Origin of the sequence: Microbacterium oxydans (assembly GCF_900095745.1) — a bacterium.
Classification (GTDB): Bacteria; Actinomycetota; Actinomycetes; order Actinomycetales; family Microbacteriaceae; genus Microbacterium; species Microbacterium oxydans_B.
On the sequence record NZ_FMIR01000018.1, the window covers coordinates 244,765 to 263,868 of the forward strand.

22 protein-coding genes are annotated in these 19,104 nt (G+C 66.2%); 7 read left to right on the top strand and 15 right to left on the bottom strand.

Annotated elements, in window-relative coordinates:
- Window positions 1–90: 90 nt before the first annotated feature.
- The 5 genes from BQ2383_RS13905 to BQ2383_RS13925 are packed head-to-tail and all read right to left on the bottom strand — an operon-like array spanning window position 91 to window position 2,243.
- Entirely contained in the window at window positions 91–708 is a 618-nt protein-coding gene (locus tag BQ2383_RS13905) for a hypothetical protein (protein ID WP_091035180.1), read from the bottom strand.
- Complete coding sequence (locus BQ2383_RS13910; RefSeq protein ID WP_091035182.1) at window positions 705–1,271, bottom strand: hypothetical protein; 567 nt, start codon at window positions 1,269–1,271, stop codon at window positions 705–707. The genes BQ2383_RS13905 and BQ2383_RS13910 overlap by 4 nt, the downstream gene beginning before the upstream one ends.
- On the bottom strand, window positions 1,268–1,615 hold the full coding sequence (locus BQ2383_RS13915) for a hypothetical protein (RefSeq protein WP_091035184.1): 348 nt from the start codon (window positions 1,613–1,615) through the stop codon (window positions 1,268–1,270). The genes BQ2383_RS13910 and BQ2383_RS13915 overlap by 4 nt, the downstream gene beginning before the upstream one ends.
- Complete coding sequence (locus BQ2383_RS13920; protein ID WP_029261145.1) at window positions 1,612–1,803, bottom strand: DUF2273 domain-containing protein; 192 nt, start codon at window positions 1,801–1,803, stop codon at window positions 1,612–1,614. The genes BQ2383_RS13915 and BQ2383_RS13920 overlap by 4 nt, the downstream gene beginning before the upstream one ends.
- Window positions 1,800–2,243, bottom strand: coding sequence for an Asp23/Gls24 family envelope stress response protein (locus tag BQ2383_RS13925; RefSeq protein WP_244176020.1), 444 nt, complete (start codon window positions 2,241–2,243; stop codon window positions 1,800–1,802). Before BQ2383_RS13925 ends, BQ2383_RS13920 begins: the two co-directional genes overlap by 4 nt.
- A 175-nt stretch (window positions 2,244–2,418) precedes the next feature.
- Here BQ2383_RS13925 and BQ2383_RS13930 point away from each other — a divergent pair, with 175 nt between their 5' ends.
- From BQ2383_RS13930 to BQ2383_RS13945, 4 genes are all read left to right on the top strand, one after another.
- The gene (locus tag BQ2383_RS13930; protein WP_091035187.1) at window positions 2,419–3,030 is read left to right on the top strand and encodes a TetR/AcrR family transcriptional regulator; all 612 of its coding nucleotides are present in this window, start codon (window positions 2,419–2,421) and stop codon (window positions 3,028–3,030) included.
- On the top strand, window positions 3,031–4,701 hold the full coding sequence (locus BQ2383_RS13935; RefSeq protein ID WP_091035189.1) for an MDR family MFS transporter: 1,671 nt from the start codon (window positions 3,031–3,033) through the stop codon (window positions 4,699–4,701).
- 112 nt (window positions 4,702–4,813) lie between these two features.
- The gene (locus BQ2383_RS13940) at window positions 4,814–5,122 is read left to right on the top strand and encodes a hypothetical protein (protein WP_091035191.1); all 309 of its coding nucleotides are present in this window, start codon (window positions 4,814–4,816) and stop codon (window positions 5,120–5,122) included.
- Window positions 5,123–5,212: 90 nt separating this feature from the next.
- On the top strand, window positions 5,213–6,040 hold the full coding sequence (locus BQ2383_RS13945) for a CPBP family intramembrane glutamic endopeptidase (RefSeq protein WP_091035193.1): 828 nt from the start codon (window positions 5,213–5,215) through the stop codon (window positions 6,038–6,040).
- Between the two features lie 6 nt (window positions 6,041–6,046).
- Here the strand turns inward: BQ2383_RS13945 and BQ2383_RS13950 are convergent, their stop codons facing one another.
- Genes BQ2383_RS13950 through BQ2383_RS13980 form a run of 7 tightly spaced genes read right to left on the bottom strand, consistent with a single transcriptional unit; the run spans window position 6,047 to window position 13,159 of the window.
- Complete coding sequence (locus BQ2383_RS13950; RefSeq protein ID WP_091035194.1) at window positions 6,047–6,382, bottom strand: L-rhamnose mutarotase; 336 nt, start codon at window positions 6,380–6,382, stop codon at window positions 6,047–6,049.
- A gap of 16 nt (window positions 6,383–6,398) precedes the next feature.
- Complete coding sequence (locus BQ2383_RS13955) at window positions 6,399–7,382, bottom strand: aldo/keto reductase (RefSeq protein ID WP_091035196.1); 984 nt, start codon at window positions 7,380–7,382, stop codon at window positions 6,399–6,401.
- A complete protein-coding gene (locus tag BQ2383_RS13960; RefSeq protein WP_091035198.1) occupies window positions 7,379–8,899 on the bottom strand; it encodes a sugar ABC transporter ATP-binding protein in 1,521 nt (506 codons plus the stop codon). The genes BQ2383_RS13955 and BQ2383_RS13960 overlap by 4 nt, the downstream gene beginning before the upstream one ends.
- Complete coding sequence (locus tag BQ2383_RS13965; RefSeq protein WP_091035199.1) at window positions 8,896–9,900, bottom strand: ABC transporter permease; 1,005 nt, start codon at window positions 9,898–9,900, stop codon at window positions 8,896–8,898. Before BQ2383_RS13965 ends, BQ2383_RS13960 begins: the two co-directional genes overlap by 4 nt.
- On the bottom strand, window positions 9,897–10,976 hold the full coding sequence (locus tag BQ2383_RS13970) for an ABC transporter permease (protein ID WP_091035201.1): 1,080 nt from the start codon (window positions 10,974–10,976) through the stop codon (window positions 9,897–9,899). Before BQ2383_RS13970 ends, BQ2383_RS13965 begins: the two co-directional genes overlap by 4 nt.
- Window positions 10,976–12,067, bottom strand: a complete 1,092-nt coding sequence (locus BQ2383_RS13975) for a mandelate racemase/muconate lactonizing enzyme family protein (RefSeq protein WP_091035203.1) — start codon at window positions 12,065–12,067, stop codon at window positions 10,976–10,978. Before BQ2383_RS13975 ends, BQ2383_RS13970 begins: the two co-directional genes overlap by 1 nt.
- 27 nt (window positions 12,068–12,094) lie before the next feature.
- Window positions 12,095–13,159: a sugar ABC transporter substrate-binding protein gene (locus BQ2383_RS13980; protein ID WP_091035205.1), complete on the bottom strand. Its 1,065-nt coding sequence runs from the start codon at window positions 13,157–13,159 to the stop codon at window positions 12,095–12,097.
- Window positions 13,160–13,277: 118 nt separating this feature from the next.
- Here BQ2383_RS13980 and BQ2383_RS13985 point away from each other — a divergent pair, with 118 nt between their 5' ends.
- Both BQ2383_RS13985 and BQ2383_RS13990 read left to right on the top strand, forming a co-directional pair.
- On the top strand, window positions 13,278–13,934 hold the full coding sequence (locus tag BQ2383_RS13985) for a GntR family transcriptional regulator (RefSeq protein ID WP_167381626.1): 657 nt from the start codon (window positions 13,278–13,280) through the stop codon (window positions 13,932–13,934).
- 50 nt (window positions 13,935–13,984) lie between these two features.
- Window positions 13,985–14,173 (top strand): hypothetical protein, encoded by a 189-nt coding sequence (locus BQ2383_RS13990; protein ID WP_091035211.1) that lies wholly within the window; start codon window positions 13,985–13,987, stop codon window positions 14,171–14,173.
- Between the two features lie 174 nt (window positions 14,174–14,347).
- Here BQ2383_RS13990 and BQ2383_RS13995 read toward each other — a convergent pair whose 3' ends face one another.
- From BQ2383_RS13995 to BQ2383_RS14005, 3 genes are all read right to left on the bottom strand, one after another.
- The gene (locus tag BQ2383_RS13995) at window positions 14,348–14,734 is read right to left on the bottom strand and encodes a hypothetical protein (protein ID WP_140403362.1); all 387 of its coding nucleotides are present in this window, start codon (window positions 14,732–14,734) and stop codon (window positions 14,348–14,350) included.
- Window positions 14,735–15,418: 684 nt separating this feature from the next.
- Window positions 15,419–16,342, bottom strand: a complete 924-nt coding sequence (locus BQ2383_RS14000; RefSeq protein ID WP_091035216.1) for a DUF2971 domain-containing protein — start codon at window positions 16,340–16,342, stop codon at window positions 15,419–15,421.
- Between the two features lie 167 nt (window positions 16,343–16,509).
- Window positions 16,510–18,069 (bottom strand): P-loop ATPase, Sll1717 family, encoded by a 1,560-nt coding sequence (locus BQ2383_RS14005; RefSeq protein ID WP_140403363.1) that lies wholly within the window; start codon window positions 18,067–18,069, stop codon window positions 16,510–16,512.
- A gap of 238 nt (window positions 18,070–18,307) precedes the next feature.
- On the opposite strand from BQ2383_RS14005, the gene BQ2383_RS14010 reads away from it, so the two are divergent.
- Complete coding sequence (locus BQ2383_RS14010; RefSeq protein WP_091035223.1) at window positions 18,308–18,844, top strand: hypothetical protein; 537 nt, start codon at window positions 18,308–18,310, stop codon at window positions 18,842–18,844.
- The last annotated feature ends 260 nt before the right edge of the window (window positions 18,845–19,104 follow it).

Consider the following 19,104-nt stretch of genomic DNA (forward strand, 5'->3'; position numbering starts at 1 on the left):
GCGTCTCCTTTTTCTCATCGCACCCGGATCTCGGGTTCGTTTACTCACGCACGTGGTCCGTGCGTTGGTCTGTGTCGCCGTCGCGCCCGATCACCGCACCCTGGTCGGCGAGCGGAACCCTTCGCGCCAGCGCCGATCCGAGAGGTGCAGCAGGATCGGGATTCGAGACCCCAGCAGCTCGTCCCATTCGTCGATCGCCGCCTCGGCCGCCGCGACGACGTTCGCCAGTGGAGCCCCCGGCCGCACGGTCACGGCCAACTCGACCGCGCGCGTCTGACCGACACGGTAGGTGCCGGTGCGGGCCGAGAGCACATCGGGTCGCCGGATCAGCGGCTCGGTGAGCACGTCGTCGACCACGTTGCGATCGACCGTCGTCCGCCCGGTGGCGGTATGCACGTCGAGCACGGTCTTCGAGCGCCCACGTCGGCGCGAGATCAGGAACACCACCAGCAGAACCGTCAGCACCAGCGCGGCCGCCGCCGCGAACAGCAGCGGCATCGACACCGGGCCGATGCCCATCACCTGCCACGTCCATCCGTCGACGGATTCCCACGCGGCCGCGACTTCTGCCGCCGGCCGCCGCACCCACGCCGGCGGATCACCGGCGGAGAGCACTCCTGCCGCGAGAGCGACGGCTCCGGCGATCAGAAGTGCCGCCCCCACGAGGAAGAGCACGCCGCGGTTCACGAATCGGTTCGTCGCGTTCATGCGACCACTCCGTTCGGTTCGACGATGACGCGCGGGGTGGCCGAGAAGCCGATCCCCGCGAGGATGTCGTTCGCTGCGTCCTCGGCGTCGGCCACCCGGACGAAGACGCCGCTGGTCGGAGTGATGCGGACTTCGACCGTGCGCCGGCCGACGAAGACGGCCACCCGGCTGCGTTCGACGCCGGCACGACGGGCGACCGCTGCGGCGATCGAGTCGGCGATCACACCGTCGTCCACGAGCAGCGCGGTCCGTTCGGTGAGGCGTGCCCGCCGTGCCCGTCGTCCGGGCAGCAGTGCGAGCGCGAGGAGCACCACGGCGAGGGCCGTGAGCACCCCACCCACGGTGAACAGCACCGGCGGCTGCTGCACCCCGACGGAGATCTCCTCGAGCGGGCGCGCTGCCGCGTCACGGAAACCGCCGTCGACGAGCCACCACACGGCGCCGGCGAGCAGCGCGATCAGGAGCAGGGCACCGATGGATGCGACCACCATCGCCGCGACCGTGCGGGACGTGTGCGTCTCACGACGCAGGACGCGGCGATACGTCGCCTGTTCGTTCGTCATCGCACTCTCCTCTCCGTACTCCGGTGGACGCCCGAGTACCGGACGTCCACGGTGCCGACCTCACGGCCGGCCAGTTCTCGCATGCCCTCGATCAGACCGGTGCGGAGGTCCTCCCCACCGGCGACCAGGTCCGTTCGACGCGTCGATGCCACGGCCACGGGCACGGTGACCGCGATCCGCAGTGCACCGTGATCGTCCGACAGCTGCACCCCGACGTCGCGAGCCGAGACCCGGGCGACATCGTGCGCGATGCCCACGGCCAGCCGTTGCAGCGCGCGGGCGGTGAAGGTCGTTGTCCCCAGGACGGCACCTGCCTCCGCCAGGGGTGAGCGGTCGGCCGTCATGAGGAGGAGCGCCGGCCTCGGAAGACCTCGGCGAGCGCCCGCAGGTCGAGTCGACCGTCGATGATGCGGCCGGCGACCGCGCCCACCAGCATCGCCAGTGCCACGAGCACGAAGGCCCAGAAGCCCAGAGCCACCCAGGTCAACGCGAGGGCGGCCGCAGCCGCCGCTCCGATCACCGACGCGGTCACTGGACTCGCGTCTCCTGCGTGCCGTCGCCCTCGTCATCGGAGGGGATGTGCACGTCGTTGACGGTCACGTTGACCTCGGCGACCTCCATGCCCACCAGTTCCACCATGGCGCGGTGGATGGCGGCGCGGACGTCGTCCGCTACCTTCTGCAGCGAGACCGGGTACTCGGCGACGATCGTCACGTCGACCGCGACCTGCGTCTCGCCCACCTCGACGCTGATCCCCTGCGAGAGATCGGCCGTGTTCAGTGCTTCGCGGATGGCGCCCACCATGCGTGCGGCGCCACCGCCGAGTGCGTAGACGCCGCTGACCTCGCGAGCGGCGATGCCGGCGATCTTCGCCACCACCGCATCCTCGATCGTGGTCTTGCCCGCAGCAGCCCCCCGCTGCGGTGCGACGATCTGGGTCTTGGGCTGAGTACTGCCGGTCACGTTCGCCATCTCGAGCTCCTTCATCCGTGTATCCGTCCCCCTGCGGAGTGCGGGTCGCCGTTCAGCGACACCACTAGGACGGATGCCGGGCGGAGAACGTCACAGATTCGTCGGAACTTTTTCGTCTCCGCTCGAGTCGACGCTCACAGTGCACTCCAAGGAAGAGAGTGCAATATTGCACTCCATGAGCGACAGTGCAGATTCATTGCGGGAGCAGCGCAAGCGCGAGACGTCCCGCGCACTCACCGATGCCGCACGCCGACTGACGACGGAGCAGGGCTTCGCGGGTTTCACCATCGAAGAGCTGTGCGCCGAGGTGGGCGTGTCCCGACGCACCTTCTTCAACTATTTCGAGAGCAAGGAGAACGCGGTCTTCGGGTTCGCCACCATCGACTCGCGCCAGGAGGCCCTCGAAGAGGAGTTCGCCTCTCAGCACGGCGACCTGCTCGACGACTTCATTCAGCTGACGATCCGCCGCTTCGAGCTGTTCAACCCGGTCGAGGATGCTCCGGCGATGTTCGCCGTGATCGAGCAGGAGCCGCGTCTGCTCAAGGCCGCGTTCGAGCAGCTCGCCAAGAACGAGCGTCGCGACATGGGGCTGATCGTCCGCCGCACCGGAGACGACGCTGATGCCGAACTCCGCGCCGAGGTGATCGTGCACACCGTCGGCGCGCTCGTGCGGATGAGCATGGACCAGCTCCTGCACCACCAGTCCACCGAGCCGTTCAGCGACCTCATCACCCGACGTCTCGACCTCGCCCGCTCGCTCTACGCACCGTCACAGAAAGACCTCTGAATGTCCGCCACCGCCACGAAGGATGCGCCCTTCCTGCTCACGAAGCGCCGCATCTGGATCATCTTCAGCGCCCTCATCGCGGGCATGCTGCTCTCCAGCCTCGATCAGACCATCGTCTCGACCGCCATGCCGACCATCGTCGGGCAGCTCGGCGGCGTCGACCACCAGGTCTGGATCACCACCGCCTACCTGCTCGCCACGACCATCGTGATGCCGATCTACGGCAAGTTCGGTGACGTCCTCGGCCGACGCAACCTGTTCCTGGTCGCCATCGCGCTGTTCACCCTGGCCTCGGTCGGCTGCGCCTTCGCCACCGACTTCTGGATGTTCGTCGTCTTCCGCGCCCTGCAGGGCCTCGGCGGTGGCGGTCTGATGATCCTTTCGCAGGCGATCATCGCCGACATCGTGCCCGCCAACGAGCGCGGCAAGTACATGGGCCCGCTCGGCGCCGTGTTCGGTCTGTCGGCCGTCGCCGGTCCGCTCCTCGGCGGCTACTTCGTCGATCACCTGACCTGGCAGTGGGCGTTCTACATCAACATCCCCGTCGGCATCGCCGCGTTCATCATCGCGCTCGTCGCACTGAAGCTGCCGAGCAAGAAGGCCGAGAAGCCGATCGACATCTTCGGCGTGATCTTCCTCTCCATCGCGACCACCTGCCTCATCTTCTTCACCGACTTCGGTGGCGACAAGGAGTTCGGCTGGGATTCGCTGGCCACCTGGGCCTGGGGCGCCGGCCTGATCGTGGCAGCCACGGCTTTCGTCATCACGGAATCGCGGGTCAAGGACCCGATCATCCCGCTCAGCCTCTTCCGGAATCCGATCTTCGTGAACGCGACCGCGATCGGGCTGGTGCTCGGAATCGGGATGTTCGCGGCGATCGGCTTCGTGCCGACCTTCCTGCAGATGTCGTCCGGCACCTCGGCGGCGGAATCCGGTCTGTTGATGATCCCGATGATGGTCGGTCTCATGGGCACGTCGATCTTCTCGGGCATCGCGATCTCGAAGACCGGCAAGTACAAGATCTATCCGATCCTCGGCACGATCATCACCGGCATCGCGATGGTCTCGATGACCACGCTGTCGGCGGCGACACCGATCTGGCTGATCTGCACGTTCCTGTTCGTGTTCGGCGCCGGACTCGGGCTCATCATGCAGGTCGTCGTCCTGGTCGTGCAGAACGCGGTTCCCGCGGGCGAGCTCGGCACGGCCACCAGCACGAACAACTACTTCCGCGAAGTGGGGGCGTCGCTGGGCACCGCCGTGTTCGGCACGATCTTCACCACGCGACTGACCGAGAACCTCACCGGGGTCTTCGCCGGGGCCGGCGCCTCGCCGGATGCCGCGTCGCAGGCCGCATCCACGATCGACCCCGCGACGTTGAGCACGCTTCCCGACGAGGTGCGCGACGGCATCGTCACCGCCTATGCGGACGCCCTGGCACCGGTGTTCTGGTACCTCGTGCCCTTCATCGCGCTTGCACTCGTGCTGTCGCTGTTCCTCAAGCAGATCCCCCTTTCCGATCAGGCAGGACTCGTCGCCCGCGGCGAGGCGATCAGCGGCGAGGAGGCGGAGCGGCTGGAAGCAGAGCAGCGTGGCATCGCCCGTCCGGACGATCTCGCGACGGCGGATGCCGGGCCGACCGACACCGCGCCCACACCGACGGTCCGCTGACGTCCCGGCGCCCTCGCCCTTTCGATGAAGGGTGAGGGCGCTGCGCTGTCAAGCCCCTCCCTTTCCGCGAAGCGAGCGGTCATCCTTCATCGTGGGGACAGGTAGGAGAACGATGGAGCACGACCCGGACCGCAGGTTCGCCCTGGTGCACGTCAGTGACACCGACTGGGCGATCCACGATCTGCACTACCCGGAGGGCGATCACCGCCGGGTGGTCTGCACGATCTTCGAAGACGCCCCGACGGAGTTCGAGGTGCTGTGGCGGCGCGACCTTCCGCTTGCCCTGCGGTACAGCTCCGCCGAGGACGTGCTCGACGCCGTCCGGAGGTTCCAGGACGCCTCTCGGGCGACGCGGCCGATCCCGATCCCGCACCTCCCGCCGACGCGCAACCGGGGTGCGGGTCGAAGCACTCCCCGCTGACGCGCCGAGACGCCTCCGCTGGACGCGAAGCGCCGGTCTGCGCAAAACTGACGTGAACACGCCGGCCTTCCCCCACAGCCTGGAGTCCCCATGACCTCTCCTGCACCCACCGCCACGTTCTGGAAGAGGTTCTGGGAAAAGGGTGGCTGGTGGCGAGCGCTCCTGCTCACGGCCGCGTACTTCGTCCTCTTCCAGCTGCTCTCGCTGTCGTTCACCCCGCTCGCCCTGAACATCGAGGAACCGAGCAGCGCGGCGGGCATCGTCGTGTTCTACGTCCTGCCCGAGCTCGTCGGTGCCGTCATCCTCGCCGCCTTCACCCTCTCGGTCGGGTGGTGGCGCGAGGTCTTCGGCCGGCAGCCGATCCGCGGCCGGGGGTGGATGTGGATCGCCATCGTGGTGGTGCTGCTGTTCAACATCCTCCGCTTCGCGACGATCGACTACGGCAAGGCGGGCTTCGACGTCGTGCTGACGTGGCTCCTCGCCGGCCTCCTGATCGGCTTCACCGAAGAGGTGCTCACTCGCGGTCTGGTGGTGAACCTGATGCGCAAGGCGGGTTACCGCGAGGTCGTGGTGGCCGTGATCTCGGCCGCGCTCTTCGCGGGACTGCACGCCGGCAACCTGCTCAACGGACAGAACCTCCTCGCGACCGGATTCCAGCTGATCTACACCTTCGCCTTCGGCATCCTGATGTACCTCGCGCTCCGCGTGACCGGAACGATCATCGCTCCGATCCTGCTGCACGCGAGCACCGACCCGAGCATCTTCCTGCAGACCGCCTACCCCGCGGACGGCGCGCTCACGGGCTTCGCCGGTCTCGGCAACATCGTGGTGGTCGTCGCCGGCTTCGTGACGATCTTCTTCATCCGCGGCCGTGTCGGCGACGCGCATCCGGACTTCGCCGCACAGCGTCCGGCCTGACCCCGGTCACGCGTCGGCGCCGCGCTGCACCGACAGCGCCCACACCTGCTCGATCGGCGCGACCGCGTCTTCGCCGTCGGCGCCTCGGAAGCCCTCGACGAAGCGCCCGATGTCGGCCTGCCAGGCGTCATTCACCGGCGAGGCCTCGACGACACGCATCGCCGCTTCGAAGTCGTCGCATTCGACCAGGTGGAACAGGTCGCGACCGGAGCGCCAGATCGTCCAGTCGTGGATGCCCGCGACGCCGAAGAGGTCGCGTAGCGCATCGGGGATCCGGGCATGGTGGGATCGGTAGTCGTCGACCGCACCCTCGGCGATGATCGAATGCAGTGCGATGCGCATGTGGTCCCCTCCGCGCTCAGATCGATTCCGGTGACAGGATATGCCCGGCTTGCTCCAACGCGGTCCACAGCGACTCCGGGATGCTCGCCGTCGCGCAGGCGACGGCCTCCGTCACCTGCTGCACCCCGCGCATCCCCACGACGGCCGAGACCACCTGCGGCATCCGCAGCGGATACTGCACGGCGGCCGAGGGCAGCGTCGTGTCGTGCGCGCGACAGATCCGCTCGATGTCCCGCGCCCGCTCCACGATGTCCTGCGGGGCGTCGGCGTAGTCGTAGCTCACCCGGTCGGGCACGCTGTCCCGGGCGAGGAGTCCCGAGTTGTAGACGGCGGCGGCAACCACCGCGACGCCGCGCTCGCGCGCGAGCCGCAGCATCCGCACGCTCGCGCCCTGCTCGAGCAGCGTGAGCCGGCCGGCGCACATCACGATGTCCGTGTCGGTCTGCTCGATCAGGTCGGCGAGCATTCCCGCCTGGTTCATTCCGGCGCCGTAGGCCCCGATCACGCCCTCGTCACGCAGTGCCGACAGTGTCTGCGCGCCCGTGGTCCTGGCGGCGTCGAAGTGGGCGTCCGGGTCGTGCATGTACACGACGTCGACCCGGTCGAGTCCGAGTCGCTCCAGGCTTGCCTCGACCGAACGCAGGATCCCGTCGCGGCTGAGGTCGTACACGCGCCGCACATCGGACGGCACGTCGAAGAGGTTGTCCAGGTCGCGGAGATGGGCGGTCTCCGGGCTCGGGACGAGGAGGCGCCCGACCTTCGTGGAGAGCACGTACTCGTCACGCGGATAGGCCGCGAGCGCGCGACCGAGTCGGCGCTCCGAGAGGCCGAGTCCGTAGTGGGGCGCCGTGTCGAAGTAGCGGATGCCGGCGTCCCAGGCCGCGCGTACCGAGGCTTCCGCCTCCTCATCGGTCAACACACTGCCGAGATTGCCAAGCTGCGCGCACCCCATGCCGAGGATGCTGATGTCGAGCCCGCGATGCGCGCGAAGGGGGATCATGAAGCCTCCACTGCGGATCCGTGGATGTGCGCCATCACGGCCGCACTCATCGGCTGGTAATCGTGCGTGTTCTCGACGACGCCGCGCACGATGAACTGGTCCATGACGACGATGCGGTCGGCGAGCGTCACCATCTCGGCGAGGTCGCTCGAGATGAGGAGGATCGCCATGCCGTCGTCGGCGAGCTGCCAGATGAGCTCATAGAACGCCCGCTTGGTGCGCACGTCGATTCCGACGGTCGGCTCGTCGATGATGAGCACCCGGGTCCGGGCGGCGAGCCACTTGGCCAGCGAGACCTTCTGCTGGTTGCCTCCGGAGAGCTGGCCGGCGAGCTGATCCTGGGAGCTGATCCTGATGTCGAGGGCGTCGACGTGGGTCTGCACCGTGTCGCGCTCGGTGCGACCGGGGACGAATCCGAGCACCTTCGAGATCTCCGACCAGATGGTGACGGCGACGTTGCGCGTGATCGACTGCAGGAGGAAGACGCCCTCCTCCTTGCGGTTCTCGGTGACGTAGCCGATGCGGAAGCGGCGCAGGGCATCGCGCACGGAGCGGATCCGCACCGGTCTGCCGTCGACCTTCACCTCTCCCCCGACGACCCGGTCGAGTCCGAGGATCGCGCGCGCGAGCTCGGTGCGTCCGGCGCCGACGAGCCCGTACATCCCGAGCACCTCTCCGGGATGCACGGCGAGCGAGATGCGACGATGCCCGGCGGCGGTGCTGACGTCTGTGAGCTCGAGCGCGGGCGTGACGGTGCGATCGACCTCGCGCTCCTCGACCTCGAGGTCGGCGAGGGTTCGGCCGACCATCCGCGCGACGACCTCGTCACGGGTCGTGTCCGCGATCGGCTGCGACGGCATGACGGTGCTGCCGTCGCGGAGCACCGTGATCGCGTCGCAGTGCGCGAACACCTCGTCGAGCTTGTGGCTGACGAGGACGATCGCGGTGCCTTCGGCGCTGAGCTGGCGCACCACTTTGTACAGGCGGTCGGCCTCGTCGTTGCTGAGTGAGGCGGTCGGTTCGTCGAGCAGGAGCACCTTGGCGCTCCGGTACAGGCCTCGGGCGATCTCCACGAGCTGGATCTGCGCGGCCGAGAGCTCACGCATGGGAGTGCGCGGGTCGATGTCGAGGTCAAGCATGTCCAGGCAGCGCTTCGACTCCCGCCACACCTGCCGCCAGTCGACCGTGCCCGCGCGGCGGGGCATCGCGGAGAGGGCGATGTTCTCCCCCACGGTGAACTCGCGGACGACGTTGCGCTCCTGATGCACCACCCCGATGCCGGCGGCCATCGCCTCCAGCGGGTTCGAGAACGAGACCTCCTCACCGCCCAGGATCAGGCTCCCGGAGTCGGCGCCCTGCACACCGGTGACGATCTTGATGAGCGTCGACTTGCCCGCGCCGTTCTCTCCCATGAGCGCGTGCACCGAGCCCGCCTCGAGGGTCAGGTTCGCGTCGGCGAGCGCGGTCACCCCGGGGAACGTCTTGCGCAGGTTCCGGACTTCCAGTGCGACGCTCATCGCTTCACCTCCGCCAGTGCGGCTTCCGCTCGCAACGATCTGATCCTGCTGGCATGTCGTGATGCCTGCACCTCGCGCAGCTTGCCGAGTGCCACGGTACCGAGCACGACCGCACCGACGACGAAGTTGACGACCTCGGCGTCGAATCGGAAGATCGGGCTGGCGGCATCCACGAGCCGCACGACCATGGCCGCGAGCACAGTGCCGAGGACGGCCACGGTGCCTCCGGCGAGAGCGACGCCGCCGATGATCGGTGCGGCGAAGCTCGGCAGCAGCCAGTCGCCGCCGACGGTCGTGTTGACGCCGGGGAGGAACGAGATGCTCACCATCGCGGCGACGCCGCACAGCAGTCCGGAGAGCGTGTGGGCCACGATGAGAGCGCGGTCGGTCGAGATTCCGGCGAGCTGCGCGGCCGAGGCGTTGCCTCCGCTCGCGAGGAGTTTTCGTCCCGACACCGTCTGCGCGAAGTACAGGGCGACGATCGCGGCGACCACGAGCGTCATCAGGAAGATCGTCGGGATGCCCAGGATCTCCGACCGCCCGAAGGCGGCGAGCTCGGGCCACGCCTTGCGCTCGATCGTGCGGGTGCCGACGAGGGCGTACTGCACACCGATCAGGATCTGCGACATCGCGAGAGTCACGATGAAGCCGTTGATCCGAGTGCCGACGACGAGCAGACCGTTGACGAGGCCGAGGACGGCGCCGGTGAGCACGGCGACGAGGGCGCCGATCCACGGCGGGACGCCCCAGGAGGTGACGATCACGCCGGTGAAGCAGGCCGCGACACCGCCGATCGCTCCGACCGCGAGGTTGAGCTGACCGACGCAGAGCGTGATCATCTGCGCCAGCCCGATCAGGATCGGCACGCTGACGAACCGGAAAAAGCTCGTCATCGACACCGGGCCGAAGAACTGTCCCGATGTCGCCATGCCCAGCACAGCGGCTCCGACCACGACGATCCCGACCAGCAGGAGGTTGTTCGCGCTGATCATGCGTTTCATCGGTGGGCCTCCGCCTCTTCGAGTTCGACGGCGAGGGTCGCGGCGGACTCCGTCGCGTTGGCGGGGCGGCGTCGCGCGAAGAGCAGCCGCAGCCGATCCGTGGCGAGTGCCGCCAGGAGGATGACGCCGAGCAGGACGTTGAGCGTCTCGAGTCCGACCCCGAACAGCTCGAGTCCCTTGCGGATCACCGAGGTCAGTGTGATGCCGAGCGCGGTGCCGACGATCGAGACCAGGCCGCCGGCGAGCAGGGTGCCGCCGAGGATCGGTCCGAGGAAGGAGGAGAGCATGAACTCGCTGCCGATGGCGGGGGTGAACGACCCCGTGCTGGCCGCGAGCAGGAACCCGGCGATCGCCGCGAGCAGTCCGGAGAGGGCGTGGGCGAGGATCGTCCGGCTCGCCGTCGGGATGCCCGAGAGCTCTGCGGCCTTCACGCTGCTGCCGGTCATCAGGACTTCGCGTCCGCTGCGTGTGCAGGTGTAGAAGTACCAGATCACGGCCATGCAGCCGAGTGCGGGCAGGACCATCAGCGGCACGGCGTTCGACCCGCAGTAGCCGAACATGCAGACATCGGCGAAGGTGCCACGCCCGATGGTCTCGAACCCGGCGGGCGAGACCGTGAAGGCCTGGCCGGTGCTCCACGACTTGTACAGCGTGGGGATCAGCCCCAGCAGCGTGAAGCTCATCGCGAGAGTCACGATGAAGGAGTTCACTCCGGTCTTGGCGATGATCCATCCGGCGAGCGCGCCGAGCGCCGTACTGGCGAGCACCCCGAGAGCGAGCCCGGCGAGGAGCGGCAGGCCGAAGTTCTCGAACGCGGCACCGGTGACGAGCGCTCCGATCCCCGCGAGCTGTCCCACAGCGAGGTTCATGTGGCCGATCGAGAGCACGACCATCTGTGCGAGCCCGACGACCGTGAAGATCGCGATCGTCGTGAGCAGCGGCGCGATGACGAAGGGGCCGTTGAGGAACGCCGGCTTGAGGATCGCCAGGGTCGTGACCAGGACGACGATCAGGACGACGAGGAGCGCACGCGGTGAGCGGAGCTCGGCGCGCGCGGCAGTGCCCAGACGCGACATCAGAGCACGATCCGATCGTCCATGGCGTCGCGATCCCAATCGATCCCGAGACCGAGCGTCTCCGGGGCGAGGGCGCGGCCGTCTTCGATGGTCATGCCGGTCCGGGTGATCGCGCGCAGCTGCGGGATGTGCTCGACGTAGCGTCCGTTCGGGACGGCGGCGACCAGGCTCACGTGCAGCTCCATGAGGAAGTGCGGGCACACGTGCACGTTGAACGACTCCGCGAGGTGCGCGACCTTGAGCCAAGGCGTGATCCCGCCGATGCGGGCGACGTCCACCTGGACGACTCCCGCGGCGCCGCGGTCGAGATACTCGCGGAACTGCGCGATCGAGTACATCGACTCCCCGACCGCGATCGGTGTCGATGTCGATGCCGCGAGGCGGACATGCCCCTCGATGTCATCGGCGGGCAGGGGCTCTTCGATCCAGCCGAGGTCGAGTCCGTCGAACAGTCGGGCACGACGGATGGCCTCCGCGCCGGTCAGGGACTGGTTGGCGTCGACCATGATGTCGAAGTGCGCGCCGACCGCCTCACGAACGGCGGTCAGACGCTCGCGGTCCTCCTGTCCGCTCGGCTTGCCGATCTTCACCTTCACGCCTTTGAGCCCGGCGTCCTTCGAGGCGAGCGCTCCGGCCACCAGCTCGTCGGTGTCGAGGTGCAGCCACCCGCCCTCGGTGTCGTAGAGGGGGATGTCGCGGCGGAACCCGCCCGCGAGCCGCCAGAGCGGGAGCGCGGCACGACGCGAGGCGACGTCCCACAACGCCGTGTCGACGGCAGCCAGTGCGAGCGAGGTGATGGCCCCGGTCGTCGTCGCGCGGGTCGAGGCGAACAGGCGATACCAGACCGCCTCGATGCGGTCGGCTTCCTGACCGACGAGGATCGGGAGCAGGTGGTCGCGCAGCATCGACAGCACTGCGCGACCTCCCGTTCCGATCGTGTAGGAGTACCCGAGGCCGTGCAGGCCATCGCTCGTGGTGAGTTCGACGAAGATCGTCTCCTGAGACACGAAGCTCTGCACGGCATCCGTGCGCTCGGTCTCGACGGCGACGTCCACGAGGAACGCGCGAGCATCGGTGATCGTACTGGCCATCGGGTACATCTCCTGGTGTGGGTCAGATCACTTGCAGGTGAGCAGCTCGTCGTCGAACTGCTTCTTCACCTTCTCGGCGAACGCGACGCGCTCGTCGTCGTAGGTGTCGACGTTGTCCTTCGTGACGACGAACGAACCGGAGTCGACGATCACTCCGGGGTCGGCCATCTCGCAGGTGCCGCTCGCGAGCTGCGCCAGCACCCAGCTGCCCACATACGCCTGGCCGGCGGGGTTCTGCGCGACCGTTCCGTAGACGGAGCCGTCGCGGATGCCGTCGAGGATGGTGGCGTCGTCGTCGATCGCGACGAGCTGGATCTCGAGGCCGGATTCGGCGATCGCCTCGGCGCTCGCCACGGCCGGGTTGTAGGCCGTGGTGACGATCGCGTTGATCTCGGAGCCGCTTGCCGCGAGGAGATCGGATGCCGCCTTCTGGGCCGTGGCGAGGTCGGTGTCGACGTCGGTGATCGTCTGGAGCAGGGTGACGGCGCCGTCGGTCTCGTCGATCGCGCGCTGGACGCCCTCGATACGGCGCTGCGTGTTGGAGTCGACGTTGTTGCCGGTCATGTGCACGATCGTGCCCTTACCGCCGATCGCCTCGATCGCCGCAGCGGCAGCCTGGTACGCGGCCTCCTCGGTGTCGGTCGAGAGGCAGAAGGCGGCGAGGTTCTCGTCGCCGGCCGGACAGGAGGCGATGGATCCGACCGCGACGCCCGCGTCAGTCAGCTTCTTGAAGGTGGAGTTGATGTCGGTCGGCGAGACGCCGAAGATGCCGAACGCGTTGTAGCCGTTGGCCACGAGCGAGTTGATCACGTCGTTCTGCTTGGTCTGGTCCCATTCGGCGGTCTCGTTGAACGTGACCTCGCCGAGGCCGAAGTCCTTGGCCGCCTTCTCGCCTGCCTCGATCCAGGGCTGGAAGTACGGGTGGGCGCCGCCGGGAACGAGGGCGACGCGCACGTCGGACAGATCTCCGCCGGCCCCTTCTCCGCCGGCGTCCGGATCGGCGTTCTGCGGGGTGCACGCGCCGAGCGCGAGGGTGAGGGCGGCGGCTGCCGCGATGACGGCGCCGAGCCGCACGTGCTGTGTGATGCGCATCTTTGAGCCTCCAGGAAAAGGGTTCCTTTTGAAATATCGTATTTGATCTTTCAAAGGATATGATGGCTGCACTCCGCCGCTATGTCAAGGGAAAGGTCGGATGTCTACGCTCGGTCAATTGCCCTCCTTCACCCCCGGCGCACGCACGATGCTCGGTGACGAGGTCTACGGCGCGCTCCAGCAGTCGATCCTCGACGGCACTTTCCCGCCCGACGCACGTATCAACGCGGGCGAGCTCGCCCGGCAGTTCGAGGTGTCGCCGACCCCCGTGCGAGAGGCGCTCGCCCGACTCGAGTCGGACGGGCTCGTCGAGAAGCTCCCCCTGCGCGGGTACCGTACGACCGATCTGCTCGACCGGACGCGGCTGACCGAACTCTTCGAACTGCGACTGCTGCTGGAGCCGGGCAGTGCGGCGAGCGCCGCCGAACGCCGCTCGGCCACGGATCTGAAGGAACTCGCCCACGAGGTCGAGGCGGGGCGGACCGCGGTCGGCGAAGCGGACGCCTACCGCCTGCTCTCCCGTCATGACGTGCGGCTGCACGATCTCGTGTTCCGTTCGGCGCGGAACGAGACGGTCCGTCAGGCGTATGCGCGCACGCACTGCCACCTGCACACGTTCCGACTCGCTTACACGGGCGCATACGTGTCCGACACGGTCGACGAGCACGCGGCCATCGTCCGCGCCATCACCGATGGCGATCCGGTCGCGGCCGCGGAGTCGATGCGCACGCACATCGAGCGTTCCCGCGACCGACTGATGCGCGTCGTCGACTGACACGCAGGCGGCTCCCTCTAGGCGTAGACGCTCCCCGTAGGGTCGAGGACATGACTCTGGAGTATGTCGGGACCCTCGTCTCTGCGATGTGGCTGACTGTGGCGATCCTCGCCGGCGGGTTCGCGCGCACGCGCAACCGGTCCACATGGACGTCGTTCCTGCTGACGCTGCTGTTCGGCCCGGTCTCCGCATTCCTGCTCGTCGTGTGGCCGCCCGTCACGCGGGTGCCGCGCACGTAAGGGCAGACACCCTTGATCTCGCGGCCCTGCGTTTCCTGGGTCCGGTAAAAGGGCCTCTGATCACGTTGCGGCTGCCTCAGCGCCACTTGTGGTGTGTCACGGCAACGTGTCTATCTCCGCCCCGTACTTCTCCGCGTTCTGCGTCATCGGCATGAAGATCGAGTCATCGCCGGCTTACTCCTCGATCTCCGGGGGACACTCGAGGTCGCCGATCGAGAGCGCGGATTCGGTGAATATACCGGTGAGAGTTCCACAGGTATGACGCGACTGGCTCGTGGAAGTCAGTCCGGAGGCGCGATACGCGCCCGATCTGAAAAAGACGGAGAACGTCACGGATCCGTCACCGTTCTCGACGATGTCGAACACCCCACGCGTCTTCACGGGGTTCGCTGGGCCGGCTTCGTAACCTCGCGCGTCCGTGAGGAACACATCGACGATGTCGTCTGCCGAGATCTCGCTCACGGCGGTGCGCTCAGCCAGGAGATCAGCGAGCTGTCGTGCAGTGTTCTCTAGGCCGATCGCCAAACCGGATTCGGCCTCAGTTACCGCCCCCTCATACATGCGACGGTCAGTTCCGCATGCAGGCAGCGCCCAGATGAGCGTCAGAGCAACCCCCGCCGCGATCGCGCGGGTCCAACGCAGAGATCTCCGCGTCGCTTCCGGCCCCCGGCGGCACTCCATGCGCCCACTTTAGCGACACCGCCGCCGAACGATCGATGCCGCGGGGCTGACGGCTGTCGCCTGCCGAAAGTGCGACATCCCACCGGACGAGCGTGAGGACGCGCCCCTCGCCACGGTCGCGCACGATCGGCGACGGGGTTCAGGAGCCGCCGACCGGAGAGGAGGGCCTGATCGAGTTCGTCGACTTTCTCATGGCAATCGCGGACGAGCCGAGCGGCGGCCGATCCGTTACCACTGGAAGAACGCTGGCTCGCGAGGTGAGATTCACCCGCGGGCCTAGTGTTTTGTAGCAGGAGCGGGGCTTGAACCCGCGACCTCACGATTATGAGTTAGATGCGGTGGGGCAACGGGGCCTGCCGTTTGCCGTGTGGTTCCGCGGAAGTCGTCGTGGTTGGATGCGGCTGGTTGAGGATGGTTTCAACGGAGCAACCGGCACAGAACCGGCACCGAAACTACTAAGGCAAGACGTTCAGTTGTAGAACCGATGCGCGAGCTCGCTCCGCTGCTGTTGCTCAGCGAGCCGCAGGAGGAGACAAGGCGCACGGGACGGATGCGCTAGCGCAACTACTTTTTGCCAATCGAGTTCATTGAATTGATGTAGTCCTGCAACAGTCCTGCTGAAGCGATCAATCGCCAAGAATTGCTTGCCGCCGCATCATGCCGATCCGCTTCCTGAATCCTGCACCATGAGCAGCTATCGCCGTCTTCCATAGGCTCACCGCACGATTGGCAGGAGTTCTCAGCTTCTGAGATTGCGCCGCCCGCGAAGACACAAGTTGAACCGTCCGAGTTCGTGAAATAGGGGGTGATGCTACTTCGCCCGATCCTGCACTTATACACTTTGCAACCAATTTCTGCTGCATACGAGCGCAGTTTCGACTCCGTGTCAGTATCAACGTTCGAGCCGAGGATCACCGCTGTCACGAACTGGCGCGGGATTGGAAGAACCGAAACACCACCCGCTTGGAGGAGGTCCGTCGCACCGTTCAGAACGAGACGCCTCTCCTTCTCATAAGACCAACACGTAGCCTTTGTGAAGTAGGCGGCGTTGTAGACGCCATTGCGGAGAAAGTAGATGTCTCTAGGTTTCTGGCGAAATTGAGCGCGGGCGAGCAACCCGGCGAGCTCATCGGGACTCGAGTCACGGTAGGTTACGTCCTCAATGACTCCGTCGTCGCGGAGGTCGGCACTCAGAAGATCTTCATCAACCTCCAGGACGAACCCCCGGCCGTTCTGGCCGTAATGAGCCCACATCGGAACCACATCAGGGTGACTCGAGAAGCATGTCGTAGGCATACCCGCTATCTCTCCGATTACCTCCTCATAGAAAGCGAGGGTGTCGGGAGAAGAGTTACGATCCACGGTCAGAAACAACTCAAAAGGGTCATTGAACTCCCTTGGCAGCGAAAACTTTAGGGTTGCTCCATCATGTGAGAGGGCAATGCCTGCAAGCTCCGGGCCGAGATACTTGTATAGCTTTCGCGCCATAGGATTGCCTTTCGTGGGCCGCGTCCGGTCCGGATACCGCGGGGTGCCAAGGCGCGCAATGCACCTGTCGTCATGACTGTGCCCATAAATGCGCGGGATCTGACGGGTTGGTCGTGGCCATCTTGTGGTGTTTACAGTGGGGCAACCGGCACGTGGCCGGCACTGCCCTAGTTGCTAGCGACGATCTGCAGAAGGCTGCGGGCGCCGTGTCGTGAAATCTCGTTCTTGCACTTCGGGCAGAAGAGGTCATCCCCGGAACCGATAGCTAGCTCGTGGCACGTATCGCATTCAACAAGATATTCGTTTAGTCGGCGTTCGATTTCGGCCTCATCTCGACTCCGGAGAACGAGACGGGGATCGGTGAATGCGTAGACGTGGGGTGGGCGGTTGGGCGACCCGGTTTGGCGTTCACCCACCTTGACTACTGCTCCGACCGCATCCCACTGAATAATCTTCTGCCGCATCGAGGCGACACCGATCTTGAAGACATCGCTGGCAAGCTGCGAGGTGGTAAAGCTCGCGCCCGGGACCCGCGTAAGTTCCGCTTCGATCTGTGGGAAGAGCTCCTCGGCTCGCTGATCCGAGAATGCGCGCACTCCTCGCATCAAGTCCTCGCGGCTGATTTGGCCCTCATCCCCTCCGCGAGTGGCCTCGGCAATCACATGCTTCGCGAGGCGAATCATGTCTCGCGGTGACCCGTGCGCGAGATAGCACAGCAGCTTGTGAGCATCGAGCTCCGCGCTGTCGTCTAGAAGGACATTGAAAGATGAGATCTTCTGTTCCGAGAATGTCCGGAGCCGGCGAGTGAGCATCTCCGAGAGTTCATCTACAGACCAGCGCAGAGTGTTAATCGCAATGCGGTCGGGACGCCCGCCCTGAGTCTTGAAGAGATCGTGCGTCTGATCCCAGAGGAAGAGCTTGAAGCCTATTCCCGGCTGTTCGAGAGTGGGAAGACTTGTCACAAGCGTGCGAATCACGTTGAACGCTGCGACCGGATCAGCAGCGGTCGCTGAAGTCTCATCTACTCGATCCACCAGAACGTAGACCGAACGCCAAGCAAGCTTGCGTGTGACAGCTACGAGGTCGCCCAGTAGGTCTTGCGCTCCCGCGGTGAGTGCTTCGGGTGATGAGATGAGTTCCGCGTTGATGGGTGATGCGGTCAGCCCTGCGGCGGCGGAGAGCGCGCTTACGGCTCCGGTTACGAGGCCCCCATACTTGGCCCAGAGATCGCTTGCCTTGTCGTGACGACTCTTGACTCTGCTGAGCGCGGCGCGAAATTGCGTAGAAGTCAGAGTAGACAGGAGGGCAGTCGTTGCTGTCTTGAGAACTGACTTGTCGTATTCGTCGAGGTGGAACAGCGCTTCACTCGGCTCGGCCTCAATCTCGGACAAGATGGCCAAGGTGAGCAGACGGGCGATCTGGAGCTGGTGCTGCTCGATGGTTGGCGTTGTGCCGCTGGCCCACTCAAAATCCATGTAGGAGATGGCGAGGTACGGTGTGGAGTCGTTCGCCGACTGCTGTTCGAGTATGCGGCGGAGGGCAGATTTTCCGGTGCCACGCGGCGAAAAGATGATTGTCGGTTCCGGCGCTGTTGGATCCCCGAGAACGCTGGGGAAGTAAGGCGGCGGCACGAAGTAGTCGGCCAAATGCTCTTCACGGTCAGAGTCCCAGGTGGCGAAGGGATCGGACGTGAAGCCCGCTCGAGTCATGATCGACGATCGGGTCAAGGTCGTATCTCCTCATCAGTGGCTACGAACTGCGGCCAAGCTTAGTGGTGTGCGCCACTGAGGAGCGCCCGGACCGCAGCGGAGCGAGGACCGGACGCACCGAGGTGACGCAGCCGGCCGGAGGCCGGCCTTGAAAGAGTAAAGAAAGTTCTCACAACTCCACACTTGATTCAGCGGCCCCGCCGCGAGACTTGCACAACCAACTTGATGCGTCTGAAGTGCAGTCTACGGTTGAAGGGTGATCTTCCACCCTGCCGACCGTGTCTACGTCGACGAGTCGAAGGCGCGGGGCTACTACGTCGTCGCGACCGCCTCCGCAGTCGGAGACGTGCAGGCATCCGAGCGGGCACTGCGCGATCTCCTCAAGCCCGGCCAGCGGCGCATCCACTTCAAGAGTGAGAGCGACCGTCGACGCCGCCAGATCCTCTCGCGCATGTGCGCTCTCGACGTGCGCGTGTCTGTCTGGGTCGTGAAACACCGATCCGACAAAGAGGCTCGCCCTCTCTCGCTTGGCGCGCTAGCTGAGGAGGCCGTCCGCGCTGGTGTAGCGCATCTGATCATCGAACGAGACGAGTCCCTGCAACGTGCCGATCGGCGTCTGATCGCCGATGTGATCCGTCGCGCTCGGTCATCAGAGATGCAGTACCGGCATGTCGCTCCGCACGAGCATCCGCTGCTCTGGGTGAGCGATGCCGTCGCCTGGTGCTACTCGAACGGCGGCGATTGGATCCGTCGCGTCGACGCGATCGTCGAGTCCCGGGTCACCCGGCTGTAGAAACACGTGAGCCTGGCTCGTCATACCGTCCGGAAGACTGCCAGGCTCCGAGGGCTATTGCCCGCCGTACTAGAAGTCTAACGCGTACACCCCGTGAAGGGCCAGCAGCCGGAACAGCGGTGCGGATGTCGGTCGTCACAGCTAATCTCCTCGCATGACCGTGAGATGCTCCACAACCCGTGCTGTGATCGACTCCGAGGCCGAAGCGATCGCAGTAGCCCGACGCGCGCACAAGCCGGCGCGTGCAATGCGATGCCACT